16 protein-coding genes are annotated in these 15,772 nt (G+C 47.9%); 3 read left to right on the forward strand and 13 right to left on the reverse strand.

Features of this window, described 5'->3' with window-relative positions; genetic code table 11:
• Position 1: 1 nt before the first annotated feature.
• The 12 genes from BLD48_RS10540 to BLD48_RS10595 all read right to left on the reverse strand — a co-directional run bounded on the left by BLD48_RS10540 (position 2) and on the right by BLD48_RS10595 (position 12,179).
• On the reverse strand, positions 2 to 1,036 hold the full coding sequence (locus tag BLD48_RS10540) for a rod shape-determining protein (protein ID WP_014970908.1): 1,035 nt from the start codon (positions 1,034 to 1,036) through the stop codon (positions 2 to 4).
• A 161-nt stretch (positions 1,037 to 1,197) separates the two neighbouring features.
• Positions 1,198 to 1,830, reverse strand: coding sequence for a RadC family protein (radC, locus tag BLD48_RS10545; protein ID WP_193363389.1), 633 nt, complete (start codon positions 1,828 to 1,830; stop codon positions 1,198 to 1,200).
• A gap of 47 nt (positions 1,831 to 1,877) precedes the next feature.
• On the reverse strand, positions 1,878 to 2,456 hold the full coding sequence (locus BLD48_RS10550) for a Maf family protein (RefSeq protein WP_071500181.1): 579 nt from the start codon (positions 2,454 to 2,456) through the stop codon (positions 1,878 to 1,880).
• 107 nt (positions 2,457 to 2,563) lie between these two features.
• A complete protein-coding gene (locus BLD48_RS10555; RefSeq protein ID WP_071500182.1) occupies positions 2,564 to 3,289 on the reverse strand; it encodes a hypothetical protein in 726 nt (241 codons plus the stop codon).
• Positions 3,286 to 5,028, reverse strand: a complete 1,743-nt coding sequence (locus BLD48_RS10560; protein WP_071500183.1) for a fimbrial assembly protein — start codon at positions 5,026 to 5,028, stop codon at positions 3,286 to 3,288. Before BLD48_RS10560 ends, BLD48_RS10555 begins: the two co-directional genes overlap by 4 nt.
• Before the next feature lie 18 nt (positions 5,029 to 5,046).
• Complete coding sequence (locus BLD48_RS10565; protein ID WP_083412308.1) at positions 5,047 to 5,805, reverse strand: prepilin peptidase; 759 nt, start codon at positions 5,803 to 5,805, stop codon at positions 5,047 to 5,049.
• A 57-nt stretch (positions 5,806 to 5,862) separates the two neighbouring features.
• Entirely contained in the window at positions 5,863 to 6,387 is a 525-nt protein-coding gene (locus BLD48_RS10570) for a type II secretion system protein (protein ID WP_071500184.1), read from the reverse strand.
• A gap of 138 nt (positions 6,388 to 6,525) precedes the next feature.
• The gene (locus tag BLD48_RS10575; RefSeq protein WP_071500185.1) at positions 6,526 to 7,743 is read right to left on the reverse strand and encodes a type II secretion system F family protein; all 1,218 of its coding nucleotides are present in this window, start codon (positions 7,741 to 7,743) and stop codon (positions 6,526 to 6,528) included.
• A gap of 4 nt (positions 7,744 to 7,747) precedes the next feature.
• Positions 7,748 to 8,791, reverse strand: a complete 1,044-nt coding sequence (locus BLD48_RS10580; protein ID WP_014970916.1) for a type IV pilus twitching motility protein PilT — start codon at positions 8,789 to 8,791, stop codon at positions 7,748 to 7,750.
• Positions 8,788 to 10,452: a GspE/PulE family protein gene (locus BLD48_RS10585; protein ID WP_071500186.1), complete on the reverse strand. Its 1,665-nt coding sequence runs from the start codon at positions 10,450 to 10,452 to the stop codon at positions 8,788 to 8,790. Before BLD48_RS10585 ends, BLD48_RS10580 begins: the two co-directional genes overlap by 4 nt.
• 8 nt (positions 10,453 to 10,460) lie before the next feature.
• Positions 10,461 to 10,775, reverse strand: a complete 315-nt coding sequence (locus tag BLD48_RS10590; RefSeq protein WP_014970918.1) for a hypothetical protein — start codon at positions 10,773 to 10,775, stop codon at positions 10,461 to 10,463.
• 24 nt (positions 10,776 to 10,799) lie between these two features.
• The gene (locus tag BLD48_RS10595) at positions 10,800 to 12,179 is read right to left on the reverse strand and encodes a G5 domain-containing protein (RefSeq protein ID WP_083412309.1); all 1,380 of its coding nucleotides are present in this window, start codon (positions 12,177 to 12,179) and stop codon (positions 10,800 to 10,802) included.
• 175 nt (positions 12,180 to 12,354) lie between these two features.
• On the opposite strand from BLD48_RS10595, the gene BLD48_RS10600 reads away from it, so the two are divergent.
• From BLD48_RS10600 to BLD48_RS10610, 3 genes are read left to right on the forward strand one after another with little or no spacing between them, the layout of a single operon-like run.
• The gene (locus BLD48_RS10600) at positions 12,355 to 12,879 is read left to right on the forward strand and encodes a type IV pilus modification PilV family protein (protein ID WP_071500188.1); all 525 of its coding nucleotides are present in this window, start codon (positions 12,355 to 12,357) and stop codon (positions 12,877 to 12,879) included.
• Positions 12,842 to 13,447 (forward strand): PilW family protein, encoded by a 606-nt coding sequence (locus BLD48_RS10605; RefSeq protein ID WP_083412310.1) that lies wholly within the window; start codon positions 12,842 to 12,844, stop codon positions 13,445 to 13,447. Before BLD48_RS10600 ends, BLD48_RS10605 begins: the two co-directional genes overlap by 38 nt.
• A gap of 17 nt (positions 13,448 to 13,464) precedes the next feature.
• Positions 13,465 to 15,033: a type II secretion system protein gene (locus BLD48_RS10610; RefSeq protein WP_071500189.1), complete on the forward strand. Its 1,569-nt coding sequence runs from the start codon at positions 13,465 to 13,467 to the stop codon at positions 15,031 to 15,033.
• A gap of 47 nt (positions 15,034 to 15,080) precedes the next feature.
• On the opposite strand, the gene BLD48_RS10615 is transcribed toward BLD48_RS10610, so the two are convergent.
• The gene (locus BLD48_RS10615; protein WP_071500190.1) at positions 15,081 to 15,770 is read right to left on the reverse strand and encodes an ankyrin repeat domain-containing protein; all 690 of its coding nucleotides are present in this window, start codon (positions 15,768 to 15,770) and stop codon (positions 15,081 to 15,083) included.
• Between the last annotated feature and the right edge of the window lie 2 nt (positions 15,771 to 15,772).

Here is a 15,772-nt window from a genome sequence, read left to right on the forward strand (position 1 = left end):
CTTATCTTTTTTGTGAGATGCCTGATTTCGAACGCAATACATTCATCATCTCCAGTGATTTTCCTGTACCAATCGCCACACAATCGAGTGCATTTTCTGCAACGAGTGTCAAAATGCGTGTTTCATCTTCGATGACCGCATCCAAGTTTTTAAGGAGCGCGCCGCCACCCGTCAAGACGATCCCACGATCCATGACATCTGCCGAAAGTTCTGGTGGTGTCTGTTCGAGTGTATGTTTGACACCGGCTAAAATGGCATCGACCGTATCCGATAAGGCGTCGCAAATTTCTGCACTCGTGACTTCGATCTGTTTCGGAAGTCCTGTCACGAGGTCACGTCCACGAATATCCATCGTTTCGTTTTCTGACTCTTCATCGATCCGCGCATAACCAATCGTCATCTTCAACGTTTCAGCTGTCCGCTCACCAATCATCAAGTTGTACTTCGATTTGATGTAACGAATGATGGACTCGTCCATCTCGTCTCCACCAACACGAATCGATTGGCTTGTCACGATCCCACCGAGTGAGATGACAGCGACTTCCGTTGTTCCGCCACCGATATCGACGACCATCGAGCCCGTTGGTTCAGAGACCGGAAGACCGGCTCCGATTGCGGCTGCAAACGGTTCTTCAATCGTATACGCTTCACGTGCTCCAGCCAGTTTTGCTGCGTCTTCGACCGCCCGTTTTTCGACGGATGTGATACCGCTTGGTACACAGATCATGACGTTTGTTTTTGATGAAAATAATCCTTTTTTCTTCGTTGCTTGATCCATGAAGTATTTGATCATCGTAGCCGTTGTTTCATAATCGGCGATAACCCCATCTTTCATCGGGCGTCGTGCCGTCACGTTCCCCGGTGTCCGTCCAATCATGTTTTTTGCTGCATTACCTACTGCTTCAATCTTTCCTGTATCCGTACGGAATGCGACAACGGAAGGTTCGCGCACGACGATACCTTGCCCCTTCACATACACAAGCGTGTTTGCCGTACCTAAGTCAATGCCGATTTCACGGCTAAATGATCCAAACATTATTCAAAAAACCCCTCTCTGAGAATACACTTCACTAATTATAACGGAAAAGCCTTCCTTGGAAAGCGTTAAAACGTTACAGCTTGTTTACAGTTCATGAATTGATGCAAAAGAAAAAACGCCTAAGGTCGGGAAGTCTCCTTCCCCCTCAGACGTTATTCTTACATAAATCCCCGCTGTTTCATACTAATAAATTGTCCATGCCCAATGACGAGGTGATCGATGCAGCTGATTCCGATCAGTCTTCCGGCTTCGACCATCCGCTCCGAAACCTCGATATCTTCCCGACTTGGTGTCGGGTCACCCGACGGATGATTATGGACGGCAATGAAGCTCGCTGCCGAGCAGCGGATCGCTTCCCGGAATATATCACGCGGATGAACAATCGACGTATTCAACCCTCCGATGAACAGCGTTTTTTTCGAGATGACTTCGTTTTTCGTGTTCAGATACAGGCAGATGAAATGTTCTTGCTGGTATAGACGCATCTCTTCCATCAACAGTTCAGCGGCATCCTCTGGTGAACGGACGACCGGACGCACCCACTTCGGTTCCGTGACGAGTCGACGACCGAGTTCCAGTCCGGCCATGATTTGTAAGGCTTTTGCTTTTCCGACACCCGGCGCCTTTTCAAGTCCACCAACGCCCGCTGCTTCGAGTTCAATCAACGAAGGGTAAATCTCAAGTAATTCTTCTGCGATTTCGAGTGGTCCCCGATTCCGTGTCCCGCTCCGAACGAGGCATGCCAGCAACTCCACTGTCGTCGCCTGTGCCAAACCTTTTAACTGAATCATATCCTTTGGCCATTCAATCACTGCATCCGACCTTTCTGTACGAGGAATTACGCGAACATCGGTTTGATTCCAAACGTTTCGAGGCGACGGCTAATCGGATTGATCGGTAAACCAACGACATTATAATAATCACCGTCAATCGCTTCGACAAACAGACCACCTGTACCTTGAATGCCGTATCCTCCGGCCTTGTCGTACGGTTCGTCGGTCGCGATGTACGATAGCATCCAACTTTCCGGAAGTGGACAGAAGCGGACCGTCGTCGTCACGGTAAACGTCTCTTCCCGCTCGTCCGTTAAGAGGGTCACACCGGTCACGACTTCATGCGTCCGTCCTGATAACAGCCGCAACATCTCGAGCGCTGCTGCCCGGTCAGCCGGTTTTTCAAGAATCCGATGATCGAGCGCAACGACCGTATCGGCGGCTAAGACGATTTCTCCAGGTCGCGCGACGGCACGTGCCTTTTTTTGCGACAGATACATCACGTAGTCCTCAGACGACATCGGATATGGGGCTTCTTCAAGTACGTTGGCAGGTCGTACGGTATGCGGGATGCCGATTTGTCGTAACAGTTCCGTTCGTCTAGGCGACGCCGAAGCCAGAATCAATTGGTGTTGCGTTATCATCAGTATCACGCTCTTTTCATTCTTTTTCGACCAGTCTTACTGGCATTATCTTTTAGTATAACGAAAAACAAGTGCTTCTCCGAGTCGGAAAAACACTTGTCTACTGTTTAGTTACCTGTGACATCGACAAACGGATCCGATTTGGGCGTCGTTTCCTGTAAGGGTGTCTGCTTATCCGGAATCAATTGTTTTAGATCCGGGCGGTAATAACTTTCAATCTCGACCGTAAAGGACATCATCTCATCTTCCAGGACAATCGTTTGGCTACCTGGACCGGGTTCATCCGGTCCCGTCAGCTGAATCTGTCGTAAAATCGTGATCCGGTCCGTCCGTTCGATCTGCTTGAGGAAGGCCATCAGTTCCAGATACGAGGGAGCTTCGACCGTCAAGGATGCTGGCAACGCCGTGGCACTTGTCGTCGCGACCGGTTCTGTCGTCTGCGCGGCTTCCGTCTCGGACTCTGTCGCCATCACTCCATCGACGACTGGTGTCGATTGAACGGGAGAAGCTGGTGTCTCGGCTCCCGCCGTTCCAAACGTGATTGCCTGGACTTTGACACCGGCAATCTGACTCGCTGCATTGATCGCATCGATGACATCATCGTTTGCCGGTAAGACAGGCACTTGTTTTTGTAAGAAACTTGATTCCGCAACGTCAACTTTCTGCTCGTTCGCTTTAGCGGCTTCAAGTGCCATCTGTTCCCGTTCGAGTGTGGCTTCCGTTTGGTTCAGTTCTTGATACGTCGTATAGGTCGTATATCCAAAATAAGCAAGTCCCCCGGCGATCAATAGAACCGTCAAGGCCAGAAGAATGAAACTACTGTATCGTTTCAATTTCCTTCCACCTCCTCTACTTCAGTCGATACGACTTCACCCGGTTCCGCCTCCGTTGCCGGATCAACTTCTTCCGTCGGATTCGCTTCCGGATCCGTCGTCGAATCGGTTGTCCCGTCTTCTTTCGGAGCGTCCGGATCGGCTTGATTCGTTTCCCCTTTGATGACTTCTGCCGGGACGACCGTCAAACCGAATTGCCCGATATACCGCGGCTCTTCCGTCTCGGTTTCATCCGATGGGGTGATGGTCGTCGTCGGCACTTCTTCCCCTGTCGTCGGATCAACCGTCGTCGACGTCACGACTTCTGCTTCTTCGTTCATCGTTTTTGTCGTGACGCTCGTCAACGTAATCCCGGTAAAAGCGGTATCGGTCAACAATTGGCGATAAAACCCATTTAATTCATCCAGTGTTTCAAACTGGGCATTCATCGTCACAAGGTGATCGGCGCCATACGCAAACTGTAAGATATAACCGCGTTCCGGTAAGTAACGCGTAATCCGTTCGAGCGTCGGAACAGCAGGACGAGGTGTCGCCTCAAGTCCTTCGACCGTTTCTTTCAACTGTGCGACTTCTTGTTTAGCGGATTGTGCGGATTCTGATTGAAGCGTCCGGACGATTTGAATCTGGTTGTTTGCCGTCTCGATCCGGTCCGCAAATTGATCTGTCTGCCAGTACAAATATCCACCAATCATCCCACCAAAGACTAACAGAATCAGGGAAGCGACTAACGGGAACTTTGGAGCGACATCACTGTCCGGTAACAAATTGATCCGGTCTTTATGGATCGTCGCTAAACCAACAAGCGGTAAGTAGGCTTTTGGAATCGGTTGACTGACGACATCCAGCGTCTCCGGGACTTGTTCGAGACGAACATCAAAGTTCGCTTCAAATCGGCGGACCAGTTCTTCTTGAAACGGGAAGTCTCCCGTCAACATGACCCGGCTGATTTCCCGACCGTCGCGGGCTAATGAAAAACGGTAAAAATCAAGGACTCGTGAAAATTCCAGTAACATCTCTTCTAAAATGAATTCGACGTTTGCATCATCCGATTTATACCGGTAATGCAGTCGATCATCGATGACATCGACGTCCCAGGCATTTGCGACAAAGGTATCGACGGAACGAATCAATCGTGGGACTTTGTCCTCGATGATGATCAACTGGTGATTTGTCGCGTTGACGTTCCAGATCAACAGATTGCTGTCGGCTTCGACTTCGTACAAGGAATCGAGACCAAAAAACGTCGCGAGCGGCTGCGGTTCTGCTGCCACTAAACGAAGATGTTTTTGTTTGAACAACTCCATGTATTGCTTTAACGCTTCGTTCGGTGCGGCGTACAACATGATTTCCCGCTTTCCGTCTTCTTCGAGTAACGTGTAATCAAAGTACGGTTCTTCAAACGGCAGGACGATACTGTGTCCGAGTTCCATGAACAAATAACCGCGGATCTGATTTGTCTCGACCGTCTCCGGAATTTCGAGTTTACGGGCGAGAACAAGCGAACCGTCCAGTGCTAAGACCGCTTGCGAACCACGTGGGACTTTTAATTTCGCGAGCAGACTTTCAAAAATCAAATCAAACGAAGCTTCCGGTTGAAGCCAGCCTCCTTGGAGTGTACCGGGTGGAAGTGAGACAACGGCACGGCGTTTGATGACACCTTTTTTGACGACCGCTCCGAAAATCCCGACATCCGTGAAATTGAAGTAGATATATGTACCTCTGCGCCTAGCTTGCGCCATATGTAGATTCTTCCTTTCCTAGAGGAACAGATCGAGATAAAGCTTCACCCAATCGTCCGCAAAGTAATATGTCAGTAACGTGCCGATCGCAATCGACGGGACAAACGGAATCGGTTGTTTCCGTTCGACTCGTTTTAAGCCAAGCAACGTCAGTCCGATGATCGATCCGACAAAAGCAGAGACGAACAACGCGATAACGACGTAGAGTGGACCTAAAAAAATCCCGAGGATCCCAAACAGCTTGACGTCGCCTGCCCCCATTCCTTGACGTGAGGCAAGAAAGATCACGAACAATAGAACAAATCCGACGAATCCGCCAATAATTGGATTATACCAGTTCTCAAGGGGAGAAAGGTAGCGAACAATCAGACTAATCGGTAAAAAGAATAATAAGATTTTATTTGGAATCAGCATGTAAGAAAGATCGGACATGACAAGGATACTGAGCAGACTCGTCAGCACGATTGACAAGACAAACTGCATCGACCAGCCGAACTGATAAAAAGCATAGGCGTACAGGATTCCGCCGAATAATTCGAGCGCCGGATATTTGATGGAGATTGGCAACTGACACGTCCGGCACTTCCCGCCCAGCACGACATAACCGACGACAGGTGTCAGCTCAAGCGGTCCGAGGACGTGACCACAGTTCGGACAATGGGACCGCGGACGGACGACCGACTCCCCGACCGGGACCCGTAGTCCGACGACGTTCGTAAATGATGTCACGAGCATCCCGATCAGGAAAAAATACACTGTAAACACAATTGTCATCATCTGTTTCCCTCCTTAAAAAAGTTCAGAAAAAAACCCCCGAGATGGGGGTAATCATAATTAGTTTACTTCAATGGTTGAACGTTTTAATGCACTAGAAGCTACTCCATCAAAATAAGTGTTGCTTGCTTTATCACTTAACAAAGTGACTGTGTATGTGTATTTTCCTTGAGATTCTTTAACAACTACATACGATGATTTATAAGATTTGTCTGAGTTCAGAGAATCTTTCATTTCATCAATGTATTTCGCAAGTGAGTCTTCACGTGGCGCTGCAGTTCCAGTCGTTACAGCAGCTTTTTCTTTAATGTCATTACCATTATCTTTAATACCTAGTTTAATTGTTTCACCCGGTTGAATTGGATTCGAAGAAGTATACAGTTTCGCTGCTGCTACTAACTGTTTCGCATCGGATACAACCGCATCCTTACGTGAGTTTTCGATCAATCCACCGATTGCGACGACAGCGATTGCTGCGATGATTCCTAAGATAACGACAACAACGAGTAACTCGATCAAAGTCAAGCCGCGCTCGTCACGCATTTGTTTGGCATCTAACCAGATCTCTTTTAGGCGTTCTAACATGTTTATTATTCCTCCCTAGTACTTTTTTACTGTTTCTGGCGTATAGGTCATACTGTCCAGACGAATACTATTATAGTAGCACCATATTTTTTGTAGAAAATGTATTTTTTCTACAACAGGTAAATGTTTTGACAGTTGTCAACTGGCTTGGATGTCGGAGTAGATTTTAAACATCGGTACGACGACGGCGATGACGATGACACCAACGATGACGGCGAGGACAACGATCAGTAACGGCTCGATGATCGACTTCAGGCGGTCGGTCGTCGTTTCCACTTCCGTCTCATAAAAGTCAGCGACTTCCGTCAGCATCGAGTCGAGCCGTCCCGACTCCTCCCCGATTGCAATCATCTGGGTCACGAGTGGTGGAAAATATTTGTTTTTCGACAACGGTTCGTGCATCGGAATCCCCCGTGACATTGCTTCGTTCGCTGCGGCGATTCCTTTACGGATGACCCGGTTCGTGACAATCCGTTCCGTGATGTCAAGGGACGCGAGAATCGGAACTGAGGCATTCAGTAAAACGGCCAACCCACGGGTCATTAAGGCAATCTGTGACTTTTGAATCAATGGACCAAATACCGGAATCATCAGTAAGAAACGGTCAAAGATGACCCGTTGCCGTTCGTTCTTCAAATTAAAGTACAACAGTCCAAGCAGACCAAAGGCAATCAGTAACAACACCCACCAGTAAGCGACAAAAAAGTCGGATACGGCGACGACGATTTTGGTGATTAACGGGAGTTCACTTCCGAGTTGGTCAAAAATCGAGGCAAACGTCGGAACGACGTTGAGCATCAAGAAGACGACGACACCAATCGCGACGACCGAAACGACAGCCGGGTAAATCAAGGCCGAGATGACCTTTCGTTTGATTTCGTATTGCTTCTGGAGTTGGGTGACGATATTATCGAGTGCTTCTTCCAAGTTACCGCTTGCCTCTCCTGCCATCGCCATACTAACGAAAAACGTATCAAAGACGCGTGGATGTTTTTCGATTGCTTGCGAAAACTGGACGCCACTGCGTAAGTCATCTTCGACTTCGACAAGTGCCCGTTCAAGTGGTTTCGAGTCTGTCTGTTTCCGCAAGATCTCCGTTGCTTTAACGATTGAGACGCCGGAACGGACGAGTGTTGCGAACTGCCGCGCATACATGACTAGATGTTCGATTTTCGGTTTTGCCGTTAAAAACGTAATCTCCGTATTTAATCCTTTTGATTCTTGTTTCTCGAGTAACGTCACGGCAATCTGATCCGTTCGCAACCGCTCCGCCGCTTCTCGTTTCGTCAAGGCCGTAATCTTGCCTTTTTTTCGTTTGCCGGTCATCGTTCGACCTTCGTATTTGAAGACTGTCATTAATTCACCCCGATATGTAAGGTGTCGCGGCAGATGCTGGGATCAAGCCACGACTTACTAAGTCTTGTAATGCCATCTGCATCGTCTGCATTCCGTACTGTTTTCCCGTTTGTAAGACGGATTGAAGCTGATACTCTTTCCCGGTCCGAATCAAGTTCGAGACAGCAGGTGTTTCGACCATGATTTCAAGCGCCGCCACCCGCCCCGTTCCATCGGTCCGCGGCATCAAACGTTGCGAGACCACGCCTGCTAAAACGTTGGCTAACTGGGCACGGATTTGATCTTGTTGCTCCGACGGAAAGACATCGATGATGCGGCTGACAGTCGATGCTGCCGTCGACGTATGGACGGTCGCAAACACTAAGTGACCGGTCTCGGCCGCCGTGACTGCGGTCGAAATCGTCTCGAGGTCCCGCATCTCACCGAGTAAAATAACATCCGGATCTTGCCGGAGCGCCGAGCGTAAACCGGTCGCAAAACGTGGGGCATCGATCCCGATTTCCCGTTGGTCAATCAGACTCTTCTGGTGACTATGTAAATACTCAATTGGATCTTCGAGCGTAATGATCCGTTTATACATCGTCTGATTGATCTCATTGATCATCGCGGCAAGCGTCGTCGATTTCCCGGAGCCCGTCGGACCGGTCACGAGAATCAAGCCATGTGGTTTCGTCAGAAAACGTTTGAGGACCGGTGGTAACGCTAATTGTTCAAGCGTCGGGACTTCGGTCGGAATCGTCCGAAACGCCATCGACAAGGCGCCGCGCTGATAAAAACAATTAACACGATACCGCGCCACTCCCGTCACCCCAAATGAAAAATCAATGTCCCGATCCTGTTTTAACTGCAGAAACATTTCCTCGGTAATAAGGGAGCGAACGAATCCTTCAATGATGATCGGCTTCATCTTGTCTGTTCCGAATGGTGTCAGCGTTCCGTTAATCCGAAAGACCGGCGGTGACCCCGCCGTCAGGTGGACATCGGATGCTTCTTTTTCTTTCGACGATCGTAAGATGTCTTCAATTTGGGCGCGTTCCATCGTACTCATTCGGAAATCACCGTCCGCAGAATCTCTTCCGTCGTCGTGATGCCTTGTGCGACTTTAGATAAACCGTCAGCCAACAATAACCGTTGTCCTTGTGATTTTACATACATCGTGATTTCACTCTCCGTTGATTGATTCATGATCATTCGCCGTAAGCTTTCATCGACCATGACGACTTCCTGAATCGCCAGACGTCCCCGGTAACCCGTCATATTACAAGACGAGCAACCTCGCCCGCGCATGACGGTTGTCGCTGAAATCCCTTCTTGGGCAAATAATTCTTCTTCCCGTTTCGATAACGGTTGGACTTCGCCACAATCGCGGCAAACACGCCGGACAAGACGTTGGGCAATCAGTCCCGTGACGGATGCGGCGACAAGGAACGGCTCTACCCCCATGTCGATCAATCGAGTGATCGAACTGACGGCTGAGTTCGTGTGTAACGTCGACAGGACGAGGTGACCGGTGAGTGAGGCCCGGATCGAAATCTCCGCTGTCTCGATGTCGCGAATCTCTCCGACCATGACGACGTTTGGATCCTGCCGTAAGATCGAACGGAGTCCACTTGCGAATGTCAGACCGATTTTGGAATTGACCTGCACCTGATTGATGCCATCGACTTGATACTCGACTGGATCTTCGACGGTGATAATGTTCCGTGTTTCGTCATTTAGCTCATTTAAGGCCGCATACAACGTCGACGACTTTCCGGACCCGGTTGGTCCCGTAATCAAAATGATGCCGTTTGGTCGTTTGAGCATCTCACGAAATTGGTGTTCGTTTCGTTCGCTGAATCCGATTTTTGCAATCGAGATGTTGGAGTTCGAACTATCAAGAATCCGAATGACGACTTTTTCGCCATAGACGGTTGGTAACGTCGACACCCGGAAGTCGTACGCGACGCCGTTATAGAGAAACTTAATCCGTCCATCCTGCGGTAAACGGGATTCCGTAATATCAAGTTCACTCATGACTTTGATCCGTGTCGTCAAAATATTTTGGATCTGTTTCGGATAGTTATTTTCCGTCCGTAATTCGCCGTCAATCCGAATCCGGATCGATAGGGATGTTTCTTGCGGATCCATATGGATATCCGATGCCCGTTGTGAAATACCATTCTCTAGCATTTGATTGACCAAACGGATGATCGGAGCATCTTCACGGGTCACCGTATCGCGTGATGTATCCGAAATCATCATCTCATCCGACTCGAGCAATTCCCGTAACGAAGAATCAATGTCGTAATATTTTAAGATCGTCCGGCGAATTTCGTCGCGTGTCGCAAGTCCTACTTCGATCATCAATCCTGTCTGAAGACGTAAATCATCAATCGCAATCAAGTCCATCGGGTCTGCCATCGCAATGAACAGGCGGTTCCCCTCGCGGTAAACCGGGACAAGCGTATGCCGTTGAGCGAGTTCTTTTGAAATCAGTTTCGTCACGGCGACATCGACCGGATAGTTATACAGTTGGATGACGGGAATCTTAAGTTGATGATGCAAGGCTTCAATCAATTGTTGTTCCGTTAAGTGACCGAGTCGCAGTAACGTATCGCCTAATTTTTCCGTCGTCCGCTTGACGGATAACGCTTCCTCGATCTGTGCTTCCGTCACGACACTTTCTTCTAACAGCATTTCACCTAACCGTTTTCGTTTCATTGCCATTTACGTCGTCATCCTTCCGCGTGCCATGTTTCTTCCTCGTCAAGTGGTGTCAACTGCTGTTTTTTTTCATCGACGGCACTCGTAATCGCTGTGACGATTAAAATCGTCATCACATATCCTGCGATGACAAACGGATTCGTCATCCAGTCGAACTTTACTAATAAATAAAGCGCAACCACTAATAGCAACGCGGTTAATGACAGAATTACTTTCGTCAATGTCGTCGCGACAAACGGAATTTGAATCGCAAACATCAACCCACAAATGATTGTTGCGAGACCGATGATGATGCCCAGTTCAATCGCTAGATCCGTCCAATTCATAGCCATCCCTCTTTTCTTCTAGTATCAACCAACAGCGCCTTCCGTCGAATCATCTTCGACTGGTGACGCCGGGTCCCCGGTCGTCGGAGCTTCTGGTGTATCCGGTGTCGTCGGTTGATCCGGCGTCGTTGGCGTATCTGGTGTTGTTGTCCCATCATTCGTTGTTCCATCGTTTGTTGTTCCATCCGTTGAATCATCTGTCGTCCCATCGGAATTTGGTGTCGTCTCCTCTTCCGTTGTACTATCCGTCGAATCGTCGACGGGATCATCAGCCGGTGGCGGTGTCACGACAGGCGGTAATTCTTCTTGGCTACTTTTCGTAACGATGGCTGGCGTTGCCGAATAGAAATCGAGCGCCAGTAACCGTTTGACTTCTCCTTGATTGGATTTCGTAACGCGATATAGTTCAATCGATTTCCCTTCGACGCCTGATTGCGTATCACTGCTCGTTCCAGCAGACAACGTCGCCGAATACCGCGTAATCGTCCGGTACGGAATCGTTTTCTCTGCTTCGAGCACAGCAGTGACCGTTTCTTTGAATGGTGTCCCACGTAATTCGAGTGTGACGTCACTCCCGTTTTTCGTCGCGATGACTTGGTAGTTGACGGCTTGTGTGTTCCGGACAGCAAAATCCGTTTTCTCGTCAATCTTGACGTCATACCCCAGTGTCACATCGTCCGGCAGTTGGGCATGCGGCATCCGTTCGACAATCTCAAATGGTGTTTTCGCAAACAATTCGTACAGTTTACTCCCGATGTACGACGCGGCGACAGGATCCATCCCATACGTCTTGACATTCATCAATTGGTCAGCCTTGATATCAACTTGCGCCATCGCATCAATCATTTGTTCTTCCGCTGCTGAGCGGGTCATGAACGTGACACTTGAGACGACTTCTCCTGTCGGATCGATGGCGGCTGCCGTCTCTGCCGGATCAAAATTACTTTCCTCAAGCTTTTCACTTGTTTTGATTAACCAGGTCTTGAACGTCTTGATTTGCTCGTCTGTATATGTAATCGGTTGTGCGGCTAAATAAGATTCCGTCGCCGCTTCATCGACGATCACTTGTAACGCACCGCCCTTTTTTAAAGACGCTGCTTTAATCGAGTCCTCAATCTTAAACGTCACCAGCTCGGTTGGAATCGGTAACGTCCCTTCCCCCGTCCCGACCGTCAACGGTGTTTTTTTCGCCCAGGACGCAACCGCTTCCTGGACTTTCGGTTTTGCTTCTTTCCGGGTCAAACCACTGACCGGTACAGAACCGATTCGGGCCGTATCGGAGAAGTTTTCAGCGACTGTTGCTTTTCCGGTAAAGGAAATCAAGGCAAACGAAGGAACATAGATTAAGGCGATTAAAGCGAGTAACAGAAGCGTATGTACAGCAAAACGTTTTAAATTTATCATCATCTGTTTCCTTTCCGTATGAAATAACCATTTCAGGTGTCTAGTATTTCCATTATAATGAATATTATGATGAAACATAAGTCCTACCTGACAAATACTTTCTTCATGTGTGAATACATACCGTTTTTTATTTTCTGGTTCAGACATCCTATTGATTCAGACACGAGGTGAGTCCATGCAAGACAAGCAAGCCGGATTTTCGTTAATTGAAGTATTAGTCAGCATTACGATTTTATCGATTATTTCCGTATCTTTAATCAGTATCTTTTCACAGTCCCTTGCAGCGTCACGGGACAGTACCGAATTGACGTTTGCCAATTACTTAGCGAAGAATGCCGCCTCCTACATTGAGCGAGAAGCCATCGAGACAGAATCCGGTCCCTTTGTTTTTGATGATTTGAAGGAACAAGCACAACAAACGATTTATCAGAATGGTTCTTTTGAAATACCGACGCCGAACACGCCGTCATGTGGTGTATCGGCTATTTGTGACTCAATCTTCAACGATGCTGAAATAAATAATCTACCGTTTGATGTGAAGTTCAGTGTTACGCCCCACAAGATTAACGGTGAAAACGATCCAAATCTGCTTGATCTGTATATTTATGTCTATCCGGACGGACAACCGGAGCCGATTACGTCTTTGAAAGGATCGATCACCAATGCGACGCTTAATCAAAGTTTTCCCTCAACGAAATGATGGGTTTTCGCTCGTCGAGTTGCTTGTCGCCATCGTCATTGCTGCGATTTTCAGTGCCGTCATTTTGACGGTATTCATCTCCGGGACAAAAAGTTTTCAAGCGACCGGTATCATCAGTGAATTGCGGAGCGAAGCAGACAGCTCGGTTGGTTTGATATTAAATGAAATCACAGGGTTTGATGCCATTCGGATCGACCAAGCAAACAAACTCGCATTCTACAAAAAAACGTTGCCCAGTCTCAGTCAAGCAACCGGCTTACTTGAACGGTCGGCTGGCTTCGTTCCGTATAACGCGAATCAAGAGGATGTGGTCGAGCCCGTTGTGTATAAATTCGACGATAAACGAACAGAACAAACGACCTTGATTTATAACGGTCCGGTCGAAATCATCAACGAGCAGACGAGCATGCAAAAAACGTTTACCCTGTCACGTCCGGAAACGGTCACGATTACGACAGGTGATTACCCCGGTGTCTATGTGGTCCATGGTATCTTAACGATCACATTGACGATTCAATCCGTCGATCAAGAAGAAACACAGACACTTACGAGTACGATTGGCTTCTAAGGCAGAAAGGATGACTTATGCGAAAATCCGAAGAAGGTTATACCTTATTATTTGTATTGGTCACACTGACCGTTCTATCCGTGCTGGCAGTCGCGACAATTGGAATCAGTCTTCAATCCACCCGGTTGACAGAAATTCGTGGGACGAACATCGAAGTCGAATCAGCGACACAAAGTGAATTGAATCAAGCGATCGCCGCCTTGCAGCAAATCATCGCAACGACCGACGGCATTCGTCCGTCCAGTTCTTCCAAGGAACTGTTTGCCGATCCGAAAAATCGAATCATTTTACCACTGGCAACATCAGCCCCCAATGTCACCGTTGAATTAAATGAGACCGCCTCGAATATCCGGGTCAAGGCATTTGATTTGACCGCCCAAGTGGAAGAAACGAAAGGTGACCAACCGACCGTCCGAAAAACATACTCCCAACGTGTCTACCTATCGGCGATTCCCAGTTTTCTTTATTACATTTTAGGTTCCGATAACCAGGTGATTCTAAACGGTGCGCCGCGTATTCAGGGAAATGTCTTCTCACGTAATCCGTTGCAAGTCTCAGCAAGTCCAAATTTCATTTATAATGGCGCAACAGGTACCTACACCGATAAAAATGCCCGGTCCTATATTGATGGTCAGGTTAAAGTTTTCCAACCAAAAAATCAGCCGTTACTAACTTGTCGTGACTTCCTAACCTGTGACAGCTCGGTGTTTGACCCGACAGTCAAAACCGATCTGATCGCAACCAAAGAAGCATTAGTCCCATTTGATTTTGAGTTTGCCTTAAACGACTTTTTAAACATCCCGAGTACGACACCACTTGCGACAGTAGCAACGTATTTACGCGCTCAACCCATCAAACAAGCTCTTTTGACGGGACCATTTTTAAACGAACTTAGCACCGATAAACAACTGATTCGACCTGCTCCGACAGAAAACAATACGGTGACGATTACAGACGACATCGTCAAAGCGTCGACTGAACCGCTCATCATCGATGGAAACTTGACGATTTCTTCGCTCAATCCGATTGATCAGCCTCTTGAAATCAAACGCCCCATCATCGTCCTTGGTAATCTATTGATTCGTGGCAATGTCAGTTTCGCGACGACGATGTTTTCAACCGGGACAAGTCGTCTTGACGACGCGAATATCCAAGGCATTGCGAGTTCGACCAGTCAAAACACGTTGATTTTACTCAGTAAGGGGAGTCTGACGATTAACCGGGTCAATAAGTTTTCAACACCGCAGACTACAAAACCTGACATGAGTGCCTTTTTATACAGTGATGATACAAAACTGAACCGGATTTATTCCGTCGGTTCGACGATGAATTTGCAGGGCGGCATTTTCACGAAAGGCAGTCTTGAAGTCAATGCGTACCGGGGAACACTGGATCTACCGGAAAACAGTTTCCCGCAAGATGTTCGTGCACTCGAAACGTTGATGCAAACGAAACAGGCGGCAGATGCGGAAAAATCACGGCTGCGTTTGACCTATGATGCGAGTGTGCTTCAAAATCCAACAGCCATGTTGCCACTCAGTCGAGCCGTCCAACTCTACGTCGAAACACCAAAACGACTTCCATGACATGCAAAAACACGACATCCTTGTACATGAGGATGTCGTGTTTTGGGTTACTGAAATGATGTCGCCCCATAGGTCTTCGCTAACTGTTTTACTTGTTTTGTACTTGCTGACGCTCCACTTGTTTCTAACAATTGATACAAGTCTGTCCGGTTTTGTTTAACTGTCTCATAAATCGGTGGATCCGTTCCCTTGTCCGGTTCAGCACCCGCCGCAAGGAGCAGCTCGATCGCTTCTTGATTTTGGTCAACTGTCGCATAATAAAGCGGGGTATGACCAAATCGATCCAATTGATTCAACTGACTTTTGGAAGCTTGTTTGACGAGTAATGCATAGGCATCGACAGAACGATTGATGCTCGTTGCAACATGTAAGACACTTTGCTTATTCGTATTCACTTGTTTTGTTGAAGCCCCTGCCTCTAACCATTGTTTGACGGTATCGGTTGGAGCGAACTGAGCGACATAAAACCAATTTTGTTGATTTTTAGCGCTTGTCCGATTTAGCAAAACAAGTGCTTTGTCGTATTCGAGTGTCTCTTGAAACTGTCGAATGTATCGATTACGATCTTTCGTCGACAAACTGACGTCTTCGGCGGCTTGTTCCAATACTTTTGGACTTTTGGACGTAAGACTGTCCTCAAACGTTTGTTGATTTCGATAATCGACTAACAGATACGTCGTTCCTCCGATTCCAATCAAGAACAGAAGAACGACGATCATGATTTTTTTTCTTGTCACGT

It is taken from the genome of Exiguobacterium sp. KRL4 (genome assembly GCF_001870785.1).
GTDB lineage: Bacteria > Bacillota > Bacilli > Exiguobacteriales > Exiguobacteriaceae > Exiguobacterium_A.

Bases quoted from the DNA above. Each gene is read 5' to 3' on its own strand.
- BLD48_RS10540 (WP_014970908.1), bottom strand. From the start codon at position 1,036: ATGTTTGGATCATTTAGCCGTGAAATCGGCATTGACTTAGGTACGGCA.
- radC (WP_193363389.1), bottom strand. From the start codon at position 1,830: ATGATTCAGTTAAAAGGTTTGGCACAGGCGACGACAGTGGAGTTGCTG.
- BLD48_RS10550 (WP_071500181.1), bottom strand. From the start codon at position 2,456: ATGATAACGCAACACCAATTGATTCTGGCTTCGGCGTCGCCTAGACGA.
- BLD48_RS10560 (WP_071500183.1), bottom strand. From the start codon at position 5,028: ATGGCGCAAGCTAGGCGCAGAGGTACATATATCTACTTCAATTTCACG.
- BLD48_RS10565 (WP_083412308.1), bottom strand. From the start codon at position 5,805: ATGATGACAATTGTGTTTACAGTGTATTTTTTCCTGATCGGGATGCTC.
- BLD48_RS10570 (WP_071500184.1), bottom strand. From the start codon at position 6,387: ATGTTAGAACGCCTAAAAGAGATCTGGTTAGATGCCAAACAAATGCGT.
- BLD48_RS10575 (WP_071500185.1), bottom strand. From the start codon at position 7,743: ATGACAGTCTTCAAATACGAAGGTCGAACGATGACCGGCAAACGAAAA.
- BLD48_RS10580 (WP_014970916.1), bottom strand. From the start codon at position 8,791: ATGAGTACGATGGAACGCGCCCAAATTGAAGACATCTTACGATCGTCG.
- BLD48_RS10585 (WP_071500186.1), bottom strand. From the start codon at position 10,452: ATGGCAATGAAACGAAAACGGTTAGGTGAAATGCTGTTAGAAGAAAGT.
- BLD48_RS10590 (WP_014970918.1), bottom strand. From the start codon at position 10,775: ATGAATTGGACGGATCTAGCGATTGAACTGGGCATCATCATCGGTCTC.
- BLD48_RS10595 (WP_083412309.1), bottom strand. From the start codon at position 12,179: ATGATAAATTTAAAACGTTTTGCTGTACATACGCTTCTGTTACTCGCT.
- BLD48_RS10600 (WP_071500188.1), top strand. From the start codon at position 12,355: ATGCAAGACAAGCAAGCCGGATTTTCGTTAATTGAAGTATTAGTCAGC.
- BLD48_RS10605 (WP_083412310.1), top strand. From the start codon at position 12,842: ATGCGACGCTTAATCAAAGTTTTCCCTCAACGAAATGATGGGTTTTCG.
- BLD48_RS10610 (WP_071500189.1), top strand. From the start codon at position 13,465: ATGCGAAAATCCGAAGAAGGTTATACCTTATTATTTGTATTGGTCACA.